This window comes from Arenibacter sp. P308M17, assembly GCF_003426735.1.
In the GTDB taxonomy this organism is placed as follows: domain Bacteria; phylum Bacteroidota; class Bacteroidia; order Flavobacteriales; family Flavobacteriaceae; genus Arenibacter.
Map to the genome: position 1 here is coordinate 365,306 of NZ_QVON01000006.1, position 19,985 is coordinate 385,290.

The following is a 19,985-nucleotide window of genomic DNA, read 5'->3' on the forward strand; positions in this document are numbered from 1 at the left end:
TTATGAATTTTATAGCCTATTTTTAAACCTTTAGATCTATTTCTTTAAGGTTTTCGATTCTGTTGCGTACCAAGAAGGCATCTATGGTCTCAAAATGTTCTATAACGCGTTTGTCCTTAAATTCGAACACCTTTTGGGATAGGCCTTGAAGAAAATCCCTGTCGTGGGAGACCAATATCAAGGTGCCGTCAAAGGAAAGCAAGGCCTCCTTAAGTACGTCCTTGGATTTTAGGTCCAAATGGTTGGTAGGTTCATCCAAGATCAACAGATTCACCGGTTCAAGAAGTAATTTAACCATGGCAAGACGGGTTTTTTCCCCTCCAGAAAGTACGCTCACCTTTTTTTCGAGGTCGTCCCCGCTAAACATAAACCTGCCTAGAATATTTTTGATCTGTGTACGAACGTCCCCTTCGGCCACTTCATCCACGGTCTGGAAGATGGTGAGTTCAGGGTCTAACAGGGAGGCTTGGTTTTGCGCAAAATAACCTACTTTTACATTGTGTCCCAACCTGCATTGGCCCTCTACTTCAATTTCGCCCAAAATAGCCTTGATCATCGTAGATTTTCCTTCGCCGTTCCTTCCTACAAAAGAAACCTTTTCCCCTCGTGAAATAGAGAGATCGGCATCCTTGAAAACCACATGGTCGCCATAACTTTTGGACAGCCCTTCTGCGGTAACCGGATAGTCGCCCGAACGTATGGAAGGAGGGAACCTCAGTTTTAGGGCCGCTGTGTCTACCTCATCAATTTCTATGATCTGTAATTTTTCCAGCATCCTTTCACGGGAAGTTACTTGGTTGGTTTTGGAATAGGTGCCCTTGAACCGGTCTATAAAGGCCTGATTGTCCGCAATAAACTTTTGCTGTTCCTGGTAAGCTTTTATCTGGTGGCTACGTCTGTCTTCCCTCAACTGCAGGTAGTGGGTGTAATTGGCCTTATAATCATAGATTCTACCCATGGTCACTTCTATGGTTCTGTTGGTAATATTATCTATAAAGGTCTTGTCGTGCGAGATGACCACCACCGCCTTGGCCTTGTTCAGCAGGAAATCCTCCAGCCAGATTACGGATTCGATATCTACGTGGTTGGTTGGCTCATCCAAAAGGATGAGGTCCGGTTTTTGCAATAAAATCTTGGCAAGTTCTATTCTCATCCGCCACCCCCCGCTAAACTCACTGGTAGGTCTATGGAAATCCCCGCGTTTAAACCCTAGGCCTCTCAAGGCTTTTTCTACCTCTGCCTCATAATTTATTTCTTCCAGGGCATAGAATTTTTCTCCCAGGTCCGATACTTTTTCAATGATGTTCATGTAAGCATCCGATTCATAATCGGTACGGGTTTCCAATTCCTTGTTCAGGCGCTCCATTTCATCGCGCATGCTAAAAATTTCCTTAAAGGCTTTGGAGGCTTCTTCAAAAACGGTACTGTTGTCATCTGTAAGCAAATGCTGGGGCAAATAGGCAATTACCGCGTCTTTGGGATAGCGGATATGGCCCCGGGTAGCTTTCTGCTCCCCTGCGATTATCTTCATCATGGTAGATTTTCCGGCCCCGTTCTTTCCCATCAGGGCAATCTTATCGTTTTCATTGATAACGAAGGAAACATCGCTAAACAAGGTGTCACCACTAAATTCTACGGCAATTGCATCTACAGAAATCATATTTCAATTTTAAGTCTGCAAAACTATAAAAAAAGCCGTTCAATTAGTTTGAGACGGCTTTTTTAAAATCTTGTTCCGAAAAAGACCTGCTTTTCCAGTACTCCATTATTATTATTTAATTTTCTATATGCAGATAATTTTCCTTAAAAGGTAATTGGCAGGGATACCCTTGTGTTTCCCCATCCCAATACCATATGGGTGCCATTGTCCACATCCTTATAGGCAATGGAAAAGGCGTCCAATGTTTCGGATACATTGCTGGCACTGGCAGGTACTCGAACTACATCGGCATCTTCCTGGTACGAATAGGCGCCCCATTGATTTAAATTTTTGTTCAATATTACGGTCCATTCCTTATCACCTGGGATGGTAAATAGGGAATAGGTGCCGGCGGCCACCGCTTTGCCACCCACGGTAGCGTCCTTATAAAAAATGATTTCAGGGGCCTCATTGGCTCCGGTTCTCCATACCTTCCCTGCCGGGGCAAGCTCCGAAATGGAACGTCCTTTTAATTGTGGTCTACTGTAAGTTACCCGAACCAATTTTTCCGAAACCTTATAATCGGTAGGATAGGATGCAATGTCCGCAGGACTCTTGTCCAAGCCGCTGAATTTCTGTGCAATAGCTTTGGAGCTAAAGGTCAAGGCAATGACCATAAGTGCAATCGTAAATAAATTTTTCATTTTTTTTAGTTTTAGAGATTGTCAAATTTAAGTAGTATTCCTATTAATCCGAATTAAAAGTCGGTAAATTTTAGACTCCTTACAAAATAGCGAGTTGATGTGAGCGAAATCATTTATATGATAACAGTATATTAGTATTTTACTATTTATTGTTTTAAATTATAATTAATTATACATTTTATGTTTTGTTGTATTAATATTAAATGGATATTTGCTTTAAAATTGACATAAATATTATAGTATGTGTGGAATTGTATGTGCCTTTGATGTAAAAGAGAGTACCGAGGTGTTAAGGCCTCAACTGCTGGAAATGTCCAAGAAGATTAGACATAGGGGTCCGGATTGGAGTGGGATATATGCTGATGGGAAGGCTATTTTGGCCCATGAACGTTTGGCGATCGTTGACCCTGCTTCGGGAAAACAACCTTTGTTCAGCCCGGACAAGAAATTGGTATTGGCCGCTAATGGTGAAATATATAACCATAGGGAATTGCGCAAGCAATTTGCCGGCACCTATAATTTTCAGACAGAGTCCGATTGTGAGGTAATTTTGGCCCTATATCAGAAGAAAGGAGTTGATTTCTTGGATGAAATGAACGGTATTTTTGGCTTTGCCATCTACGATTCTGAAAAGGATGAATATTTTATAGCAAGGGACCATATGGGAATTATTCCGCTATATGTAGGTTGGGACATTAATGGTACCTTTTATGTGGCGTCCGAGTTAAAGGCATTGGAAGGAACCTGTACCAAGATACAGTTGTTTCCTCCGGGACATTACTTGCACAGCAAGGATGGCGAATTTAAAAGATGGTATTCCCGGGATTGGATGGAATACGATGCGGTAAAGGACAATGAGACTAGCATACAGGCCATTAAAGAGGCTTTGGAAGCTGCCGTTCATAGACAATTAATGTCCGACGTACCTTATGGGGTATTGCTTTCCGGGGGATTGGATTCTTCGGTAACTTCTGCCATAGCAAAAAAATACGCCCAGAAAAGAATTGAGTCGGACGACACTACCGATGCCTGGTGGCCGCAATTGCATTCCTTCTCGGTGGGACTTGAAGGTTCCCCGGATTTGGCCGCTGCCCAAAAGGTGGCCAAGCATATCGGTACCGTGCACCACGAAATAAAATTTACCATTCAGGAAGGTTTGGACGCCATTAAGGATGTGGTCTACAACTTGGAGACCTATGATATTACTACTATTAGGGCTTCTACCCCCATGTACCTTATGGCCCGGGTTATAAAATCTATGGGTATAAAAATGGTCTTGTCAGGGGAGGGGGCGGATGAGCTTTTCGGGGGCTACCTATATTTTCACAAGGCACCAAGTGCAAAGGATTTCCATGAGGAAACGGTCCGTAAATTGGACAAACTTCATATGTACGATTGTCTAAGGGCCAATAAATCCTTGGCCGCTTGGGGTATAGAGGGAAGGGTTCCATTTTTGGACAAGGAATTTATGGACGTGGCCATGAGAATTAACCCCCAGGATAAGATGATCAACGGGGAGCGCATGGAGAAATGGGTGGTTCGTAAGGCTTTTGAGGATATGCTGCCCGAAAGTGTTGCATGGAGACAAAAGGAACAATTTTCCGATGGAGTTGGTTACAGTTGGATAGATACCCTAAAAGAAGTGGTTAAGAAGGAGGTTACGGACGATCAATTGGCTAATGCCAAGTACAGATTTCCATTACAGACCCCTACGTCCAAAGAAGAGTTCTATTACCGTTCTATTTTTGAAGAGCACTTTCCATCGGATGCGGCGGCATTGTGTGTTCCCCAGGAACCATCCGTGGCATGTAGCACCAGAATTGCCTTGGAATGGGACGAGGCCTTTAAGAACATGAACGATCCGTCCGGTAGGGCGGTATCCAAGGTACATTCCGATGCTTATGTAAAGTAATGCTGCCGGAAGAGTCAATAAGGTATTAAGATTTAGTTTTAGTTTTAGTTTATTTGTGCATAGGAGGCATTCTTTATAGGGTGCCTCTTTTATTATTTAGTTAAAGGTTAAAACCCCGCCTGAACGTAGTCGGACAGGCCTGCCTTTGTCGACAGGCCTAAGATTTCATTGTAGTTACTTTGGTTTTTATAAACCTTGGGTGTCCACAGTTGACAAAAGCCAGAGGGCATAAAATTCATTTTTTTGTCTATAGCCTATAGCCTATAGCTTACAGCTTACTGCCAACCTAACCATCCAGTCCGTTTCAAGATATTTATTATGTTTTGTAAGATAATTTAGTGTCCTTGTTTCCTGTTTGTTTTGAGCTGTTAACGGGGTAGGTGGATGTTGGAACCGGGCTCCCTGAAATCAATTATATCGATTGGTATTTTTTCCACAATTTTTGTTGATAACTTAGCGACTTATATTGGCTACAAACCCTATATTTCATGGGGTATTGCGTATATTTGTAGGATTGCTAAAATTATAATGAAATAAGTATTTATTTATGAGCGAAGAAGCAAATAAAGACGAGCAAAAAAAGAACAATTATTCCGCAGATAGTATCCAGGCCCTTGAGGGTATGGAACATGTGCGTATGAGGCCTTCCATGTACATAGGAGATGTAGGGGTACGTGGTTTGCACCATTTGGTCTATGAGGTGGTGGATAACTCCATAGATGAGGCAATGGGCGGCCATTGTGATGAAATTACCGTAACGATAAATGAAGACAATTCCATTACTACCCAGGATAACGGTAGGGGTATCCCTGTAGACCTTCACAAAAAGGAGGGCGTTTCGGCCCTGGAGGTCGTAATGACCAAAATTGGTGCCGGAGGTAAATTTGATAAGGATTCCTATAAGGTGTCAGGTGGTCTGCACGGGGTTGGGGTATCGGTAGTGAATGCACTATCCAACCATTTGAGGGCTACGGTTTACAGGGATGGAAAGATATGGGAACAGGAATACAGTAAGGGCAAAGCGCTTTATCCGGTAAAAAGTATCGGGGAAACCGATAAGAGGGGTACCATCGTTACCTTTACACCTGACGATACCATATTTACCCAGACAGTGGAGTACAGCTACGAGACCTTGGCGAATAGAATGCGCGAGCTTTCTTTCTTGAACAAGGGCGTGGCCATTACCTTAATGGACAGACGGCAAAAGGATAAGGACAGCGAAAGTGGTTTTGCCACCGAACGTTTTTATTCCGATGAGGGACTAAAGGAGTTTATCAAGTTTTTGGACGGAAATCGCGAATCCCTAATTCGCAGCGTAATTTCCATGGAGGGGGAGAAGAACGATATTCCTGTGGAAGTTGCCATGGTATACAATACTTCTTATACGGAAAACCTGCATTCTTATGTGAACAATATTAATACCCATGAAGGTGGAACACATTTGGCCGGATTTAGAAGGGGGTTGACAACCACTTTGAAGAAGTATGCCGATGCCTCCGGAATGTTGGAAAAATTAAAATTCGAAGTTCAGGGGGACGACTTTAGGGAAGGTTTAACGGCTATTATCTCCGTAAAGGTTGCGGAGCCACAGTTTGAAGGACAGACCAAGACCAAATTAGGGAACAGGGAGGTGTCTGCGGCAGTGAGTCAGGCAGTCTCGGAAATGTTGACCAATTATTTGGAGGAGAACCCGGATGATGCCAAAACGATTGTCCAAAAGGTAATTTTGGCGGCCCAGGCCCGACATGCAGCTACCAAGGCCCGTGAGATGGTGCAGCGTAAAACGGTGATGAGCATTGGTGGCCTGCCCGGAAAGCTATCGGATTGTTCGGAGCAGGATCCCACCTTGTGCGAAGTGTTTTTGGTAGAGGGAGATTCTGCGGGAGGTACCGCCAAACAAGGAAGGGACAGGGCTTTTCAGGCCATTCTTCCTTTAAGGGGTAAAATTCTGAACGTGGAAAAAGCTATGACCCATAAGGTTTTCGAAAATGAGGAAATCAAAAATATATATACGGCCTTGGGCGTTACTATAGGTACCGAGGACGACAGTAAGGCTTTGAACCTCGACAAGTTGCGCTATCACAAAGTAGTGATTATGTGTGATGCGGATGTGGATGGTAGCCATATCGAGACCCTGATATTGACCTTTTTCTTTAGGTATATGCGCGAACTGATCGAGGGAGGGCATGTCTATATAGCTACCCCACCACTATATTTGGTGAAAAAGGGAACAAAGAAACGATATGCCTGGACGGATAAGGAACGCGATGAAATTGCCGAGAGTTTTAATGGTAGTGTGGGGATTCAACGTTATAAGGGTCTTGGAGAGATGAATGCCGAGCAGTTGTGGGATACTACGATGAATCCGGAATTTAGGACCTTAAGGCAGATTACCATAGATAACGCCACAGAGACGGATAGGGTGTTTTCCATGTTGATGGGGGATGAGGTTCCACCTAGAAGGGAGTTTATTGAGAAAAATGCCGTCTATGCCAACATTGATGCATAAAAAATAGGGTTTACACAACAAAAACTCGCTCCATTGGGGCGAGTTTTTTAGTTTTAACAAAAATCTATATGTTATGAAGTATGTATCTTTAGTAGGTGTTTTGTTTATAAGTGTAACTGGATTTTCACAATCCAACCTCAATGAGCTATTTGCCGCAGGGATCAATGATGCGGAAAAATTTTCGGACAGTTATTTTGGTCCGGTGTCCGAGGGTGCCATATACAGTTTGGCCAATGGCTGGTACAATTCGGCCGATTCCAAACCCTTGGGAGGTTTCGAGATTTCCATTATAGGCAATATGACCTCTTTTAAAAATAGGGAGGATAAAAAGACGTTTGTTCTAAATACAGCAGATTATGAAAATCTGCAGTTTTTGGATGGAAGTACCTCCAAACCGGTCTCCACAGCTTTGGGGGATCTGGAAGGCATACAGGTATTTGTAGAAGGGGAGGTAGGACCCATTACCTCCAGGCAGGAAATTGAATTACCTACCGGATTGGCTTCGGAAAACATCAACTTTATTCCCTCGGCCTTTTTACAACTAAGTGTGGGTTTAGTGAAAGGGTTGGAAGTCAAGGCCCGGTTTTTGCCCAAAATTAATACGGAAGATGTGGCCTTGGGGTTGTACGGAGCAGGGCTTCAGTATGATTTTTCCAAATTACTGCCAGCGGACAAAATATTACCTGTGGCCCTATCTGCCGTGGTTGGGTATACTCATTTAAATGCCTCCTATGATTTTACTGACAGTAATATTGTGGATGGTAGCGATCAAAAGATAGAAGTGGATATGAATGTCATATCAATGCAGGCCGTGGCCTCTACTAAGCTTCCGGTCATTAATTTTTATGGGGCTATCGGCTATATATCCGGAAAATCCACAACAGATGTTTTAGGTACCTACCAGGTACAATCGGGACCATTTCAGGAAACCTATATAAATCCTTTTTCTTTGTCCAAAAAGGCCAGTGGAGTTACGGGAACCTTAGGGGCCAAGCTGAAACTTGGTTTCTTTAGGTTACATGCGGATTATTCCCTGGCAGAATTCAACAACTTAACGGTGGGTGTAAATTTTGGATTTAGGTAAACTACCTCGGGGCAATCCCACGAGGCATTGAAAGGAAATTCAAGTTTGATTTCGGCGCCCGCCTGAACGGAACGGGCAGGCAGGCGTCGGAGCACCTGCCTGCCACAGGCAGGTTTAAATCTTGATTATCGAGTAGATCCTATTCCCTTATTGCCAATACGTTGCCATCGTAGTCGGCCAAAAAAATCCCTTGATCGGACTCGCTCATGAGTACTATGTCCTCCTCTTTGTCAAGACCGGGATAGGAAATAATGTAGGTACTATCCTTATGGACCCATTTAAAATCTGAAATTACCGTTAAATTATTGTTGTGGTAGGTATGGTATCTGCCCAGGTAGGCATCATTAAATATCCACTCCTGCCTAACGGTGATATCCTGTTTTTGGGCAAGGCCCCCTCCATCAGAAGAGATATGGGACCATATCCCGATAACCGGATCGTTGTTCTCTGTAATTCTGGTGCAATTACTGGCCAGTAGGATGCCAACTATTGCCAAGAATGAAAGTAATTTTTTCATTTTGTAGGATTTTTCTTAGATTTGGATACTACCTATCTAACGTACGGTTTCAATTTACTATTGTATAAATTCGATGTATGGAACAGTATTTTAACTTTTTTCGATAAAAGGGCTTTTTATTACGTTCGGTACACACTTGGATCAGGCTTTAATTGCAGCAGCTTTTTGGAAATCCAAAAAAAAAGGACAATGTCTTGCTCCAGATAAAATTTAGCGGGTTTCTACGGATGTGGTGATATTGTTCTGTTAAAAATCAGTACTTTTGAACGATAAAATTTAACTTAAAATAACCTTATAATGAAAGTTACCGTTGTTGGAGCAGGTGCTGTTGGCGCAAGTTGTGCTGAGTACATTGCTATTAAGAATTTTGCATCTGAAGTAGTTGTGTTGGATATTAAGGAAGGTTTTGCCGAGGGCAAGGCCATGGATCTAATGCAGACCGCTTCATTGAATGGTTTTGATACCAAGATAACAGGAGTTACAAATGATTATAGCAAAACAGCAGGAAGCGATGTAGCTATTATAACTTCCGGTATTCCGCGCAAACCGGGCATGACCCGTGAAGAGCTGATAGGTATAAATGCAGGAATCGTAAAAACGGTTTCTTCCAATTTATTGGAACATTCCCCCAACGTAATTTTGATCGTAGTCAGTAATCCGATGGATACCATGACTTATTTGGTACACAAGACTACCGGTTTGCCGAAGAACAGAATTATAGGGATGGGCGGTGCTTTGGACAGTGCAAGGTTTAAATATAGATTGGCCGAGGCATTGGATGCTCCAATTTCCGATGTGGACGGTATGGTCATTGGCGGTCATAGTGATACAGGGATGGTACCTTTAACTGCACATGCGACCAGGAATAGTATTAAGGTATCCGAATTTTTATCCGAGGATCGCCTTGCCCAAGTCTCCGAGGAGACCAAGGTAGGAGGGGCCACGCTTACAAAATTATTGGGTACCAGTGCTTGGTATGCACCAGGTGCTGCCGTTTCTTCCATGGTGCAGGCCATTGCCTGTGATCAGAAGAAGATGTTTCCATGTTCCGCATTTCTGGAAGGAGAGTACGGTCTTGATGATATTTGCATTGGGGTACCCGTACTTTTGGGCAAAAATGGGATAGAAAAAATTGTAAAAATAGATTTGGCCGAGGCAGAAAAAGCAAAAATGCAGGAAAGCGCGGAAGGTGTAAGGAAAACAAATAGCTTATTGACCCTATAGTTTATTGGGGCTAACAAATTTTAAAGGCATCCGCCCCTATTGTTTCCGAGTACCATCGGAGCGGGGCGGATGCCCTTATTTTATAAAACTGATAAATATATTGTTAGTTCCTATGGGAAATAATATATTTGCACGCTATTTACGAATACCATTTAATTAATATATAACCAATGCAAAATAAAGGACTTATAAAGCTTTTCGCTTTTTTGTTTGGGCTAGTCAGTATTTATCAGCTATCCTACACATTTATTACCAATAAAGTAGAAAAGGATGCCACTGTCTTTGCTACCAATAAAATTTCAGAATCCGAAGAGGATTACCTAGCCAAAAGGGAAGCACTGGAAGCACAATATTTAGACTCTATAGGGGGTAATTCCATTTTGGGATTTACCAATTATGACGAAGCCAAGAAAAAGGAACTGAATAAGGGTCTGGATCTAAAGGGAGGGATAAATGTTACCCTTCAAATCTCTGTAAAGGATATTTTAAAAGGCCTTGCCAATAATAGCAAGAACCCGGTTTTCAACAAGGCCCTGGCAGATGCCGATGCCGCTTCCAAAAATAGTGATGCAACCTATATAGACCTTTTCTTTGAATCTTTTGACAAAATAAAGGGAGATACCAAATTGGCCTCTCCGGATATTTTTGCCAATAAGGGATTGAGCGATGTCATTAATTTTCAAATGACCGATGATCAGGTAAAGCCAATAATTAGGACCAAGATCGATGAGTCCATCGTTTCTGCCTTTGAAGTACTTCGCGAGCGTATAGATGGCTTTGGTGTTACTCAGCCCAATATTCAAAGAGAAGGAAATTCTGGCCGGATTTTGGTGGAATTGCCAGGCGCAAGGGATATAGGGCGTGCTCAGGATTTATTGTCCAGTACGGCCCAATTGGAATTTTGGGAAACCTACAAACAAAGTAACCCCAGTTTAAGTAATTTTTTACAGGCCGCCAATGAGAGGTTAAAGACTTTGGTAGAGGTTGAGCAGCCGGAAGAAGTAGTGAAACCGGAGTCCGAATTGGATTCCTTGCTGTCCGATGTTGCACAGGATTCATTGGATTTTTCACAGGATGTAAATCCGCTTTTCAGTTTGCTTATCCCCGCAAATCCCAACGGAAATGCCTTGGTCAGTGCAGCTGTTCAGGATACTGCCAAAATTGGGGAATACCTAAGAATGAAGGAAATCCGCAGATTGATTCCAGCGGATATCCAATTTGTCAAGTTTGTTTGGGAGCGGCCTACCGAAGGTTCGGAAGTTGTTGAGCTGTATGCCTTAAAATCCAATAGGGACAATACCCCTAGAATTAGTGGGGACGTTGTTTCAGATGCTTCGGATACTTTTGATCAATACAATAAGCCTGCGGTTACCATGACCATGAATACCAAAGGGGCAAAGGAATGGGAAAAATTGACCGGGGATGCCTTTAATAACCAGACAGGTATCGCTATAGTATTGGACAATAAGGTATATACTGCGCCGGGTGTTTCGTCCGGGCCAATATCCGGTGGCCGCTCAGAGATTACCGGTACCTTTACCATTAACGAGACAAAGGATATTGCCAACGTACTAAGAGCTGGTAAACTGCCTGCTTCCGCTGAAATAATTCAATCGGAAATCGTAGGACCTTCCTTGGGGCAGGAAGCTATCAATAGTGGTTTTTTCTCCTTTATGATCGCCATGGCCATTGTATTGTTATGGATGGTATTTTACTATGGTAAGGCGGGTATTTTTGCCGACATTGCATTGCTTTTGAACATCCTGTTGATCTTTGGGGTATTGGTTAGTTTAAATGCCGTTCTTACCCTGCCGGGGATAGCGGGTATTGTATTGACCATTGGTATGTCCGTGGATGCAAACGTACTTATTTTTGAACGTATAAAAGAGGAATTGGCAAAGGGCAAGGGGCAGAGCCAGGCCATTGCGGATGGTTTTGGAAATGCACTTTCTTCCATTCTGGATGCCAACATTACTACTGGTTTAACTGCCTTAATTCTATTTGTCTTTGGTTCCGGACCTATTAAAGGTTTTGCCACCACTTTATTGATAGGTATAGTTACTTCCCTGTTTACGGCCATATTCATTACCAGACTTTTGGTGGATTGGTACGTTAGTGGAAAGGGAAGAAAATTGGATTTCTCTACGGCACTGACCAAGAATTTGTTCAAGAATATCAATATCGATTTCTTGGCCAAAAGAAAGATTGCCTATATTGTTTCTTCCATTTTAGTGGCAATAGGCCTATTTTCATTATTGACCCAAGGGTTGCAACAAGGTGTCGATTTTATTGGTGGCCGTTCCTACACGGTACGATTTGAGAAAATGGTAAATCCGTCGGAGATCGCTTCGGAATTGAATACCGTTTTTGGAAGCGGTACCAATGTTAAGACCTATGGGGAGGCCAATCAAATAAAAATTACCACTCCTTATAAAGTGGATGTAGAGGGGATAGAGGTGGATAGTGAGATACAGAACAAACTGTATACTACCCTCCAAAAATATCTGCCGGACGGTACCAGTTTTGAAGATTTTACCATAGGTAGCGGTGAAAAATCCATAGGCATCCTTCAGTCAGTAAAGGTAGGTCCTACCATTGCGGATGATATTAAAAAGAATGCCTTCTTGGCCATTATAGGTTCTTTGGCGGTAGTCTTCCTTTATATCCTATTTAGGTTCCGCAGATGGCAGTTCTCCTTGGGAGCCGTGGTAGCCGTATTCCATGATATTATGTTGGTGTTGGGCGTGTTCTCCATCTTTGGAAAACTAATGCCATTTAATATGGAGATCGATCAGGCCTTTATTGCAGCTATATTAACGGTTATCGGTTACTCCTTGAACGATACCGTGGTAGTGTTCGACCGTATTAGGGAGATTATTGCAGAAAAAGGGTGGAAAGCGGGCGAGAATACCAATTTGGCCCTTAACAGTACTCTGAGTAGAACGCTTAATACCTCCATGACTACCTTGGTAGTGTTATTGGCCATATTCATCTTTGGGGGCGAATCCCTAAGAGGGTTTATGTTTGCCATGATCATAGGGATTATTGTGGGAACCTATTCCTCTTTGTTCATTGCCACTCCGGTAATGTACGATACCTTGAAGAAGAAAATTCAAACAGGTAAGCAAGAATAATCACTTACCAACTATAGTATAAAGGGCCGCTTAATAGCGGCCTTTTTTATAGTACTATTCCACGGGATCCTTCCGGGGATGTCTGTAGCTCATAGATATATTGGGGCTCCAATCCCGGTTCCTTCCTATGGGAAACAAAGACAATGGCAGATTTGCTTTCCTTGGCAATTTTATTGACAAGGGATATAAATAGCAAGGCACTTTCGTCATCCAGCCCGGCAGTAGGTTCATCCAAAATTAGTAAGGGAGGGTGTTTTATCATGGCCCTGGCGGTCATAACCATACGCTGTTGCCCGGCCGATAGGTCGGCAAAAAGAACGTCCCTAAGGTGCCACATATCCAAAATTACCAACCATTCCTTGGCCAGGGCCTTCTGGTTTTCGGTAGCCCTGAGATAAAGTCCGACCGAATCGTTCATCCCTGAAATAACCATGTTATGGCAGGAGTGCAGACCCGAAAATTTGTCGGTCATTGCCGGGGTATAGTACCCGATCCTTTTCTTGATATCCCAAACACTCTCGCCGGTCCCCTTGCGTTGGCCAAATAGGTACAGATGCTGTCCGTAGCCTTTATGATTGTCACCGGTTATCATTGAAAGCAGTGTAGACTTTCCACTCCCATTTGGTCCGATAAGTTGCCAAAACTCCCCTTTTTTAATGGTCCAGTTAATTTTATCCAGAACTTTTTTGTCCCCATAGGTTACACTTATGTCCTTGCACTCTATCAGGGTGGAGCCTTTATAATCCTCAGCCATGATGGGCATGGGAATGCTCCCGGTAAAAAAGGAACCTATGGGCGGATCGTCCTCCTTATTTGCTTGATTTCCACTGGCAAGCCGCCTTATGGTGGATCCTTCCAAAATCATCTCCTGGCTTATAAACGGTAGAATATCCTCTTTTCTACTTATAAGCTGAATAATAAAAGTGTTCTTTGAAATAGCATCCAGAGTGGTTTTTAAGTCTTTTTGGGCGTCCTTGTCCAGATTATCGAAGGGATTGTCCAAAACAATATAATCGGGCCTTAAATGGAAGATATGTTTCAACAGGGCCTTTTTTTGTTCACCACTGGACATGGTCTTGAGCGGTTGTTTGGAATTTTTATTGATAATCTGTATCCCATGCCTTTCCTCTTCGTCTATAAACTGGTTTAAGGTTATTTTGGAAAATAGGGCCCCGTTCAAGTTCTTGAGGACGTCAAATTCTCCAGGGAGGGGTCCTTCCAATATATTTTTTATAAACTGGTCCTTTCGGGAACTGTTGTTGATAAATACGGCCCAGTGTATTTTGTTGTTCATGATGAATGGTGTTTTTAAAATTCAAGGGCAAAATATGATGAATTTGATTTTTTACAAATTTTGGCCTTATTTATTGAACCAATAAGTGAATTTTAATGTCAAGGCCCAATTTCTTCCTTCCAGGGGTTCAATAAGGTAGTTGTTGCTGTACACCAAAAATAGGTCGGAGGCCGGTTTATATCGCCACTGGAACCGCGAATTTAGATTAAAGTTTTTGGATTGTTCATTGTATTGGAACAAGGTGGCGAAGAATAATTTATTGGTAAAGGTAACATCTATCTCCGAGCCGATCAGCCAAAATTCTGTATTGTTCCATGGCGCAGGTAAATGGATATGGTTATAACTTAAATTACTGCTTAAACTTACAAATGGTTGAAAACGGTATCCCAGTTCACTGATTAGGCTCGTTCTATTGCCTTCGGAATAATATCCGCCAAAACGCCCGCCAACAGAATAGGTAAACATACTTTGCGGCTTCGAAATAAAATCGAAGGTATAGGCGTTCCAATGGTGTCTGGTTCCAACATCCAAGGATTCCTTGCCCGATACGGTAGGGTCAAAAGGGGATAATAGTTCCACATACTCATCGGTTATCCCAAGGTTTAATTTGGAACGGTCCCTAAAATCGAACAGGTATTCAAAAAGATTGATATTGTCCGTGCGCTCCATTTTTTCATTAAAAAAATAACTGGTACTAAATTTGGGCCCATGGCTCAAAACCGTACTTTTTTTTGGAAAGAACAGATGTCCTATATAAGAGGTTATATTGACATATCCATTTCTAGGAACATATCCAACTTCGGCGGTATAATCGTCTTCGACCGATTCTTCCTGTATACGCCAATTCCATTTGCGGCTTTTGTATTCCAAATGGGCCGCCTGGGTAAAACCGTTACCGTTTTTGTTGGGAGCGAAGGATTTTAAGAAAAACGCTTTCCCTGTCCATTGGTTATTGGGAGAGGCCAAATTGTATTCCAACCCTACATTCCGATTAAACTTTGGAAAAATGGTTCTTAAGGAATCCGTATCCTGGGGGTAATTAATAGATTCTTTGTTTACGAACATCAGCCCAATGCTGGATCGGGCAAAAACTTTTCTTTGTAGGGAGAGTACGCCAAAATTCTGACTGGGCAGGCCTGTTTCGTCAATGCTGGCCGTTTGCATATCCATGAGTCCCAAACGCCATTTTTCATTAAGGTTTCCGCTAACCCTGGCCCCTGCCCTTATGGGTACGCCCAGCCCAATTCTCCTAGAGAAGAAGGGGCGTATGGTGGCATAACCAAAATTGGCGAACAGATCCCCGTTCTCTAAAAAGAATTGTCTTTTTTCAGGAAAAAAAAGCTCAAATCGGTCAAGGTTGGTTACTTGGCGGTCTACTTCCACCTGTGAGAAATCCGGATTAACGGTGAGGTCCAGATTCAAGGAAGTACTTAGGCTAAACTTAACATCGCCACCAATTTTTTTGTCATATCGGGTACCGGAGTTATTTTCCCTGTCCTCGTTAATGCTGCCCAATACATAAGGGATAATGGAAAAATTTGTTTTAGGGGAGGGCGGCGGGGAATCCCAGACCAAAGTCCCGGTATAGGCCAGGGAAGCGGTAGGGAATTGTCGTGGAATGGGCGTCCAACTCGATTTTTCCCCCGACTTTAAATCCAGTCGACTAAAGTTGATTCCCCATTCGTTAACCCCGTCTTCATAGCGTATGGATTTGAAGGGGACGGCCATTTCAAAGACCCATTTTTCATCATCGTTTGTTACTGCCGAGATCCATTTACTGTCCCAATTTAGGTCTACGCTTCCTCCACTGTGCATAGTGCCGTCCCATTGGGCACCTGCTGCGTTGGAACCAAAAGAATAGCCGGTAGTTTGGTTGTTAAATGGATCCATAAACAATAAAAAGTTATCGTTTTTCCCAAAAATGAAATCGCGCCGTAATGATTCTACATAATAAGGTCCTTTAGTGGCGTTGTAAAATGTGGCCAAAAGGTAGAGATTGTTATCGTCATAGGTCATCCGGATTTCAGAGGGTTCATTGGCCATGCCAGTATCCATGGGCAAAACCATGTAGAAGTTGGTGGCTACATCCGTTTCCTGCCAGGCCATATCGTTCCCTATTCCATCTATTTCTATAGTTGCGGAAGTCTTGCGTATATGAAGTTGAAAGGATTGGTTTTTTTTTTGGGCCGCAAGGGGTAGGCTCAAGGTCAGGGCCAAAAGAGCTAGGGCCACTTTTTTATGGGCAGACAATGGAATGGTTTTTTTTGGTGGTTGAACTCACTGAAATTGGTATTTTATCGGGTGTGCACCATTTGGTGTATCTTTCTTTTAACCCTGACTACATGGATCATATCCTATAATTATGGTGTTTTCCTGTAGATAACGGAATCCCCTACGGATAGGGACCATTTGTCCGCCATACCCGCATTTACTTCCAGAACGTATTTTACGGGAACTTTTGATGAAAGACTATTTTCATTCATGGGCCGGGCATTTTTTTGAAAACTGGCAATCTTCCTTTGGTCGTCCACAAAAATGAGGTCTAAGGGAAACTCCGTATTTTTCATATAAAAGTAATGCATGGAAACATCATCAAACACAAATAGCATGCCTTGACTTTGTTCCATGGAACTACGGTACATGAGTCCGGTTTCCCTTTCGTAGTCGGTATCCGCTATTTCAATATCCAGGGTGGTCAAGAGTGAATCCGATTCTTTTTTCAGGATGCGCAGATCTCCTTCCTTTGTAAAAGTGACCGGAGCTGTTTTTATAGCTTTTTTAGGTTCTTCCCTACAGGAAAACAGGATAGCTAAACAAACAACAAAGAGGAGATAGATTTTACAATTTCCCATTTTACAATTTATGTTTGGTGTTGGTTCCTTTAATTGTTGCCAACATACTATTTTGGGACGCCCGATTTTGGTCTAAGGATATAATAGAACCCGACCAAAATAAACGGTATGCTCAACCATTGACCGGTGGACAATAGACCGAGCGACTCTTCAAATCCGCCCTGACTTTTCTTTACATATTCCACAAAGAAACGGACCGTCCATAGCAGTACTAGGAATACCCCAAAAAGATACCCAAGTTTATTCTTCCTATCGGTTTTCCAATATAGATAATACAAAATGGCAAAGACAAAAATATAACAGAACCCTTCATAGAGTTGGGCCGGATGCCTATAAGGGATGGCTTCCAGATACTCGGAAAACCGAGGGTCTTTCTCAATAAGGTTATAAGCGGCATTCACTGTTTTTTCTTTGGTAATGGATAAGGCCTTGTATGCCGGCATGTCGTCCGAATCGCGCACGAACCTAGTGGCAAGGGCAAAAGATTTTTCTACCGGTTTCCCGTTGATCTCCGAATTGAAGAAATTGCCCAGCCGAACACAAAAAGCACCTATGGACACCGGAATAACAATGCGGTCCAGAATCCAAAGAATTTTAAATTCGGGATATTTTCTGGTGTAAAGGTACATGCCAATGATAATTCCAATGGCCGCTCCGTGACTTGCCAAACCGGTAAATCCTGTAAATTCATAGCCATTGATGAATCCAAAAAGGGTGCTATCGGCACTTTCCCTGATGGGCAATAAAATTTCCAATAAATGGTTTTGGTAATAGTGCCAATCATAAAAGAACACATGGCCCAATCTTGCTCCCAACATGGTAGCCAGAACAGTATATATGAAAAGGGAGTCCAACTGCTCCAGGGATTTGTTTTCCTTTAGAAATATTTTCTTCATGAGATACCAGCCCAATGCAAAAGCGATTATCCAAAGAAGATTGTAATATTTTATTTGTATTACCCCAATTGTAAAAAGGGTATCGGCGGGATTCCAAGTAAAGCCTAAAAAGTACATCTCAATTTTTTAAGGGACTAAGATAAGTAAATACTGTAAAGAATAGCGGACTGGAATAGGTTAATTTGGAAATGTGCTAATGTACCAATGAATCAATGTGCCAATGTATCAATGTACCAATGAATCAATGTATCAATGAATCAATGGGCCAATGTACCAATTGTAGCTATGAGGAAATAAGAAACGAGAAAAAGAAGCCAATAGCCAATGGCCATAAGTTATATGCTTTAAGCCATAGGTTATAAGTTGTAGAAAAGAGTAAGGACCATCAAGGAACCGGGTCATAACCTTTCCCTCCCCACGGGTGACAGCTAAAAATTCTTTTTAAGGCCAACCAGCCACCTTTGAACAGGCCATGTTTTTGTAGGGCTTCCAAAGTGTAATGTGAACAGGTGGGGGAATAACGACATGCGGCAGGAGTAAGTGGGGAGATAAAATTTTGGTAAAACTTCACCAACAGTACAAAAGGGGCAATTAATATTTTCTTCATCTCTTCAAAAATTCGGTATTCATTTGAAAATGAACTCAATAAAAATTTTCCGATAGATAAAACGCTATAATTTGGAATTAAAATAGCATTATTATGATTATTTCCATTCCATAAAGGCCCAACTTAGTTGAGATTGAAGGTAGTGCCATCTTTTCCATCATTCAATTGAATGCCCATCATTGCCAGTTGGTCCCTTATTTTGTCCGATGTGGAAAAATCCTTATTGGCCCTTGCCTCGTTGCGCAACTGTATCAGAAGTCCGACTACACTGCTTAATTTGTCGGAATTATGCAATGCATTACCTTGATTTTCCAAACCTAATATATCAAAGACAAAACTTTTCATGGTTTCAATAAAAAGTTCCTTATCCTTTTCGGTAATAGTGTCCTTGCCCTCTTTTATTAAATTGATGCGTTTCACCGCTTCAAATAAATTGGCCGTGAGCATAGGGGTGTTGAAATCATCGTTCATAGCATCGTAGCCTTTCTGTCTCCACTCCTCCACGTTATAGCTGGATGTTGCAGCCGTACTCAGTTTTTCCATACTGCCAATGGCATCCATCAATTTTTGGAACCCTTTTTCAGATGCCGAAAGGGCTTCGTCACTAAGGTCCAGTATACTGGTGTAGTGTGCCTGCATCATAAAAAAGCGTACCACAGATGGTGTATAGGGTTTGCTGAGTATGTTGTTCTCCCCGGAAAACATCTCATTGGGCAAGATGTTGTTTCCGGTAGATTTGGCCATTTTTTTGCCATTCAGGGTCAGCATATTGGCATGTAACCAATATTTTACGGGAGCATGTCCGTTGCAGGCTTCTGCCTGGGCTATTTCACATTCGTGATGTGGAAATTTAAGGTCCATCCCGCCACCATGTATGTCAAAGGTTTCTCCCAGATACTTGGAGCTCATGGCGGTACATTCCAAATGCCAACCGGGAAAACCGTCTCCCCAGGGGGAAGGCCAGCGCATGATATGTTGGGCCTCCGCTTTTTTCCACAACGCAAAGTCCTGCGGACTCTTTTTTTCGTCCTGAGCGGACAATTCCCGGGTATTGGCGATCATATCCTCCAATTTTCTGCCGCTTAATTTACCGTACTCATAGGTCTTGTTGAATTTCTCCACATCAAAATAAACAGACCCGTTAATTTCGTAGGCATACCCTTTTTCGAGAATATTCTTTATGATTTCAATTTGTTCAATAATATGTCCGGTAGCGGTAGGTTCTATACTTGGCGGCAATAAATTGAACTTTTGAAGTATACTGTGGAAATCCAGGGTATATTGTTGCACCACCTCCATGGGTTCCAATTGCTCCAATCTCGCTTTCTTGGCAATCTTGTCCTCCCCGTCTTCCGCATCGTTTTCCAAATGTCCGGCGTCCGTAATATTCCTTACATACCTCACTTTGTACCCCAAATGTTTTAAATATCTGAAGATCATGTCGAAAGACATGAAGGTTCGGCAGTTGCCCAAATGTACATTGCTGTATACGGTAGGCCCGCAGACGTACATGCCTACGTGCCCCTCGCTTAAAGGTTCAAAAACTTCCTTTTCTCCCGTTAGGGAATTGTAGACTTTTAATTTTTGGGTTTGGTACAAAGACATTTTTAAGC

The 19,985-nt window shown here is 42.5% G+C and carries 14 protein-coding genes; 5 read left to right on the plus strand and 9 right to left on the minus strand.

Annotated elements, in window-relative coordinates:
- Positions 1-22: 22 nt before the first annotated feature.
- Positions 23-1,660, minus strand: a complete 1,638-nt coding sequence (locus D0S24_RS16065; RefSeq protein WP_117020832.1) for an ABC-F family ATP-binding cassette domain-containing protein — start codon at positions 1,658-1,660, stop codon at positions 23-25.
- Between the two features lie 143 nt (positions 1,661-1,803).
- Positions 1,804-2,343 carry a DUF2911 domain-containing protein gene (locus tag D0S24_RS16070; protein ID WP_117020833.1) on the minus strand — a complete coding sequence of 180 codons (540 nt, stop codon included), beginning with the start codon at positions 2,341-2,343 and terminating at the stop codon, positions 1,804-1,806.
- Positions 2,344-2,584: 241 nt separating this feature from the next.
- On the opposite strand from D0S24_RS16070, the gene asnB reads away from it, so the two are divergent.
- The 3 genes from asnB (at position 2,585) to D0S24_RS16085 (ending at position 7,848) form a co-directional block, all read left to right on the plus strand.
- Positions 2,585-4,255, plus strand: a complete 1,671-nt coding sequence (gene asnB / locus D0S24_RS16075) for an asparagine synthase B (RefSeq protein WP_117020834.1) — start codon at positions 2,585-2,587, stop codon at positions 4,253-4,255.
- Positions 4,256-4,802: 547 nt separating this feature from the next.
- Entirely contained in the window at positions 4,803-6,764 is a 1,962-nt protein-coding gene (gene gyrB, locus D0S24_RS16080) for a DNA topoisomerase (ATP-hydrolyzing) subunit B (protein WP_117020835.1), read from the plus strand.
- 73 nt (positions 6,765-6,837) lie between these two features.
- A complete protein-coding gene (locus D0S24_RS16085) occupies positions 6,838-7,848 on the plus strand; it encodes a DUF6588 family protein (protein WP_117020836.1) in 1,011 nt (336 codons plus the stop codon).
- 139 nt (positions 7,849-7,987) lie between these two features.
- On the opposite strand, the gene D0S24_RS16090 is transcribed toward D0S24_RS16085, so the two are convergent.
- Positions 7,988-8,365, minus strand: a complete 378-nt coding sequence (locus D0S24_RS16090) for a hypothetical protein (RefSeq protein ID WP_117020837.1) — start codon at positions 8,363-8,365, stop codon at positions 7,988-7,990.
- A gap of 297 nt (positions 8,366-8,662) precedes the next feature.
- Here D0S24_RS16090 and mdh point away from each other — a divergent pair, with 297 nt between their 5' ends.
- The gene (gene mdh / locus D0S24_RS16095) at positions 8,663-9,589 is read left to right on the plus strand and encodes a malate dehydrogenase (RefSeq protein WP_117020838.1); all 927 of its coding nucleotides are present in this window, start codon (positions 8,663-8,665) and stop codon (positions 9,587-9,589) included.
- Positions 9,590-9,759: 170 nt separating this feature from the next.
- Complete coding sequence (gene secDF, locus D0S24_RS16100) at positions 9,760-12,723, plus strand: protein translocase subunit SecDF (protein ID WP_117020839.1); 2,964 nt, start codon at positions 9,760-9,762, stop codon at positions 12,721-12,723.
- 46 nt (positions 12,724-12,769) lie between these two features.
- On the opposite strand, the gene D0S24_RS16105 is transcribed toward secDF, so the two are convergent.
- The 6 genes from D0S24_RS16105 to cysS form a co-directional block, all read right to left on the minus strand.
- Complete coding sequence (locus D0S24_RS16105; protein WP_117020840.1) at positions 12,770-14,017, minus strand: ATP-binding cassette domain-containing protein; 1,248 nt, start codon at positions 14,015-14,017, stop codon at positions 12,770-12,772.
- Between the two features lie 66 nt (positions 14,018-14,083).
- On the minus strand, positions 14,084-16,267 hold the full coding sequence (locus tag D0S24_RS16110; protein WP_117020841.1) for a DUF5916 domain-containing protein: 2,184 nt from the start codon (positions 16,265-16,267) through the stop codon (positions 14,084-14,086).
- A 110-nt stretch (positions 16,268-16,377) separates the two neighbouring features.
- Positions 16,378-16,869 carry a DUF192 domain-containing protein gene (locus tag D0S24_RS16115; protein ID WP_117020842.1) on the minus strand — a complete coding sequence of 164 codons (492 nt, stop codon included), beginning with the start codon at positions 16,867-16,869 and terminating at the stop codon, positions 16,378-16,380.
- Positions 16,870-16,916: 47 nt separating this feature from the next.
- The gene (gene lgt, locus D0S24_RS16120; protein WP_117020843.1) at positions 16,917-17,882 is read right to left on the minus strand and encodes a prolipoprotein diacylglyceryl transferase; all 966 of its coding nucleotides are present in this window, start codon (positions 17,880-17,882) and stop codon (positions 16,917-16,919) included.
- Between the two features lie 268 nt (positions 17,883-18,150).
- The gene (gene yidD, locus D0S24_RS16125) at positions 18,151-18,372 is read right to left on the minus strand and encodes a membrane protein insertion efficiency factor YidD (RefSeq protein WP_117020844.1); all 222 of its coding nucleotides are present in this window, start codon (positions 18,370-18,372) and stop codon (positions 18,151-18,153) included.
- 123 nt (positions 18,373-18,495) lie between these two features.
- The gene (cysS, locus tag D0S24_RS16130) at positions 18,496-19,977 is read right to left on the minus strand and encodes a cysteine--tRNA ligase (RefSeq protein WP_117020845.1); all 1,482 of its coding nucleotides are present in this window, start codon (positions 19,975-19,977) and stop codon (positions 18,496-18,498) included.
- Positions 19,978-19,985 lie beyond the last annotated feature (8 nt).

Coding starts and splice junctions, on each gene's coding strand:
- D0S24_RS16065 (WP_117020832.1), bottom strand. CDS start 1,660: ATGATTTCTGTAGATGCAATTGCCGTAGAATTTAGTGGTGACACCTTG.
- D0S24_RS16070 (WP_117020833.1), bottom strand. CDS start 2,343: ATGAAAAATTTATTTACGATTGCACTTATGGTCATTGCCTTGACCTTT.
- asnB (WP_117020834.1), top strand. CDS start 2,585: ATGTGTGGAATTGTATGTGCCTTTGATGTAAAAGAGAGTACCGAGGTG.
- gyrB (WP_117020835.1), top strand. CDS start 4,803: ATGAGCGAAGAAGCAAATAAAGACGAGCAAAAAAAGAACAATTATTCC.
- D0S24_RS16085 (WP_117020836.1), top strand. CDS start 6,838: ATGAAGTATGTATCTTTAGTAGGTGTTTTGTTTATAAGTGTAACTGGA.
- D0S24_RS16090 (WP_117020837.1), bottom strand. CDS start 8,365: ATGAAAAAATTACTTTCATTCTTGGCAATAGTTGGCATCCTACTGGCC.
- mdh (WP_117020838.1), top strand. CDS start 8,663: ATGAAAGTTACCGTTGTTGGAGCAGGTGCTGTTGGCGCAAGTTGTGCT.
- secDF (WP_117020839.1), top strand. CDS start 9,760: ATGCAAAATAAAGGACTTATAAAGCTTTTCGCTTTTTTGTTTGGGCTA.
- D0S24_RS16105 (WP_117020840.1), bottom strand. CDS start 14,017: ATGAACAACAAAATACACTGGGCCGTATTTATCAACAACAGTTCCCGA.
- D0S24_RS16115 (WP_117020842.1), bottom strand. CDS start 16,869: ATGGGAAATTGTAAAATCTATCTCCTCTTTGTTGTTTGTTTAGCTATC.
- lgt (WP_117020843.1), bottom strand. CDS start 17,882: ATGTACTTTTTAGGCTTTACTTGGAATCCCGCCGATACCCTTTTTACA.
- yidD (WP_117020844.1), bottom strand. CDS start 18,372: ATGAAGAAAATATTAATTGCCCCTTTTGTACTGTTGGTGAAGTTTTAC.
- cysS (WP_117020845.1), bottom strand. CDS start 19,977: ATGTCTTTGTACCAAACCCAAAAATTAAAAGTCTACAATTCCCTAACG.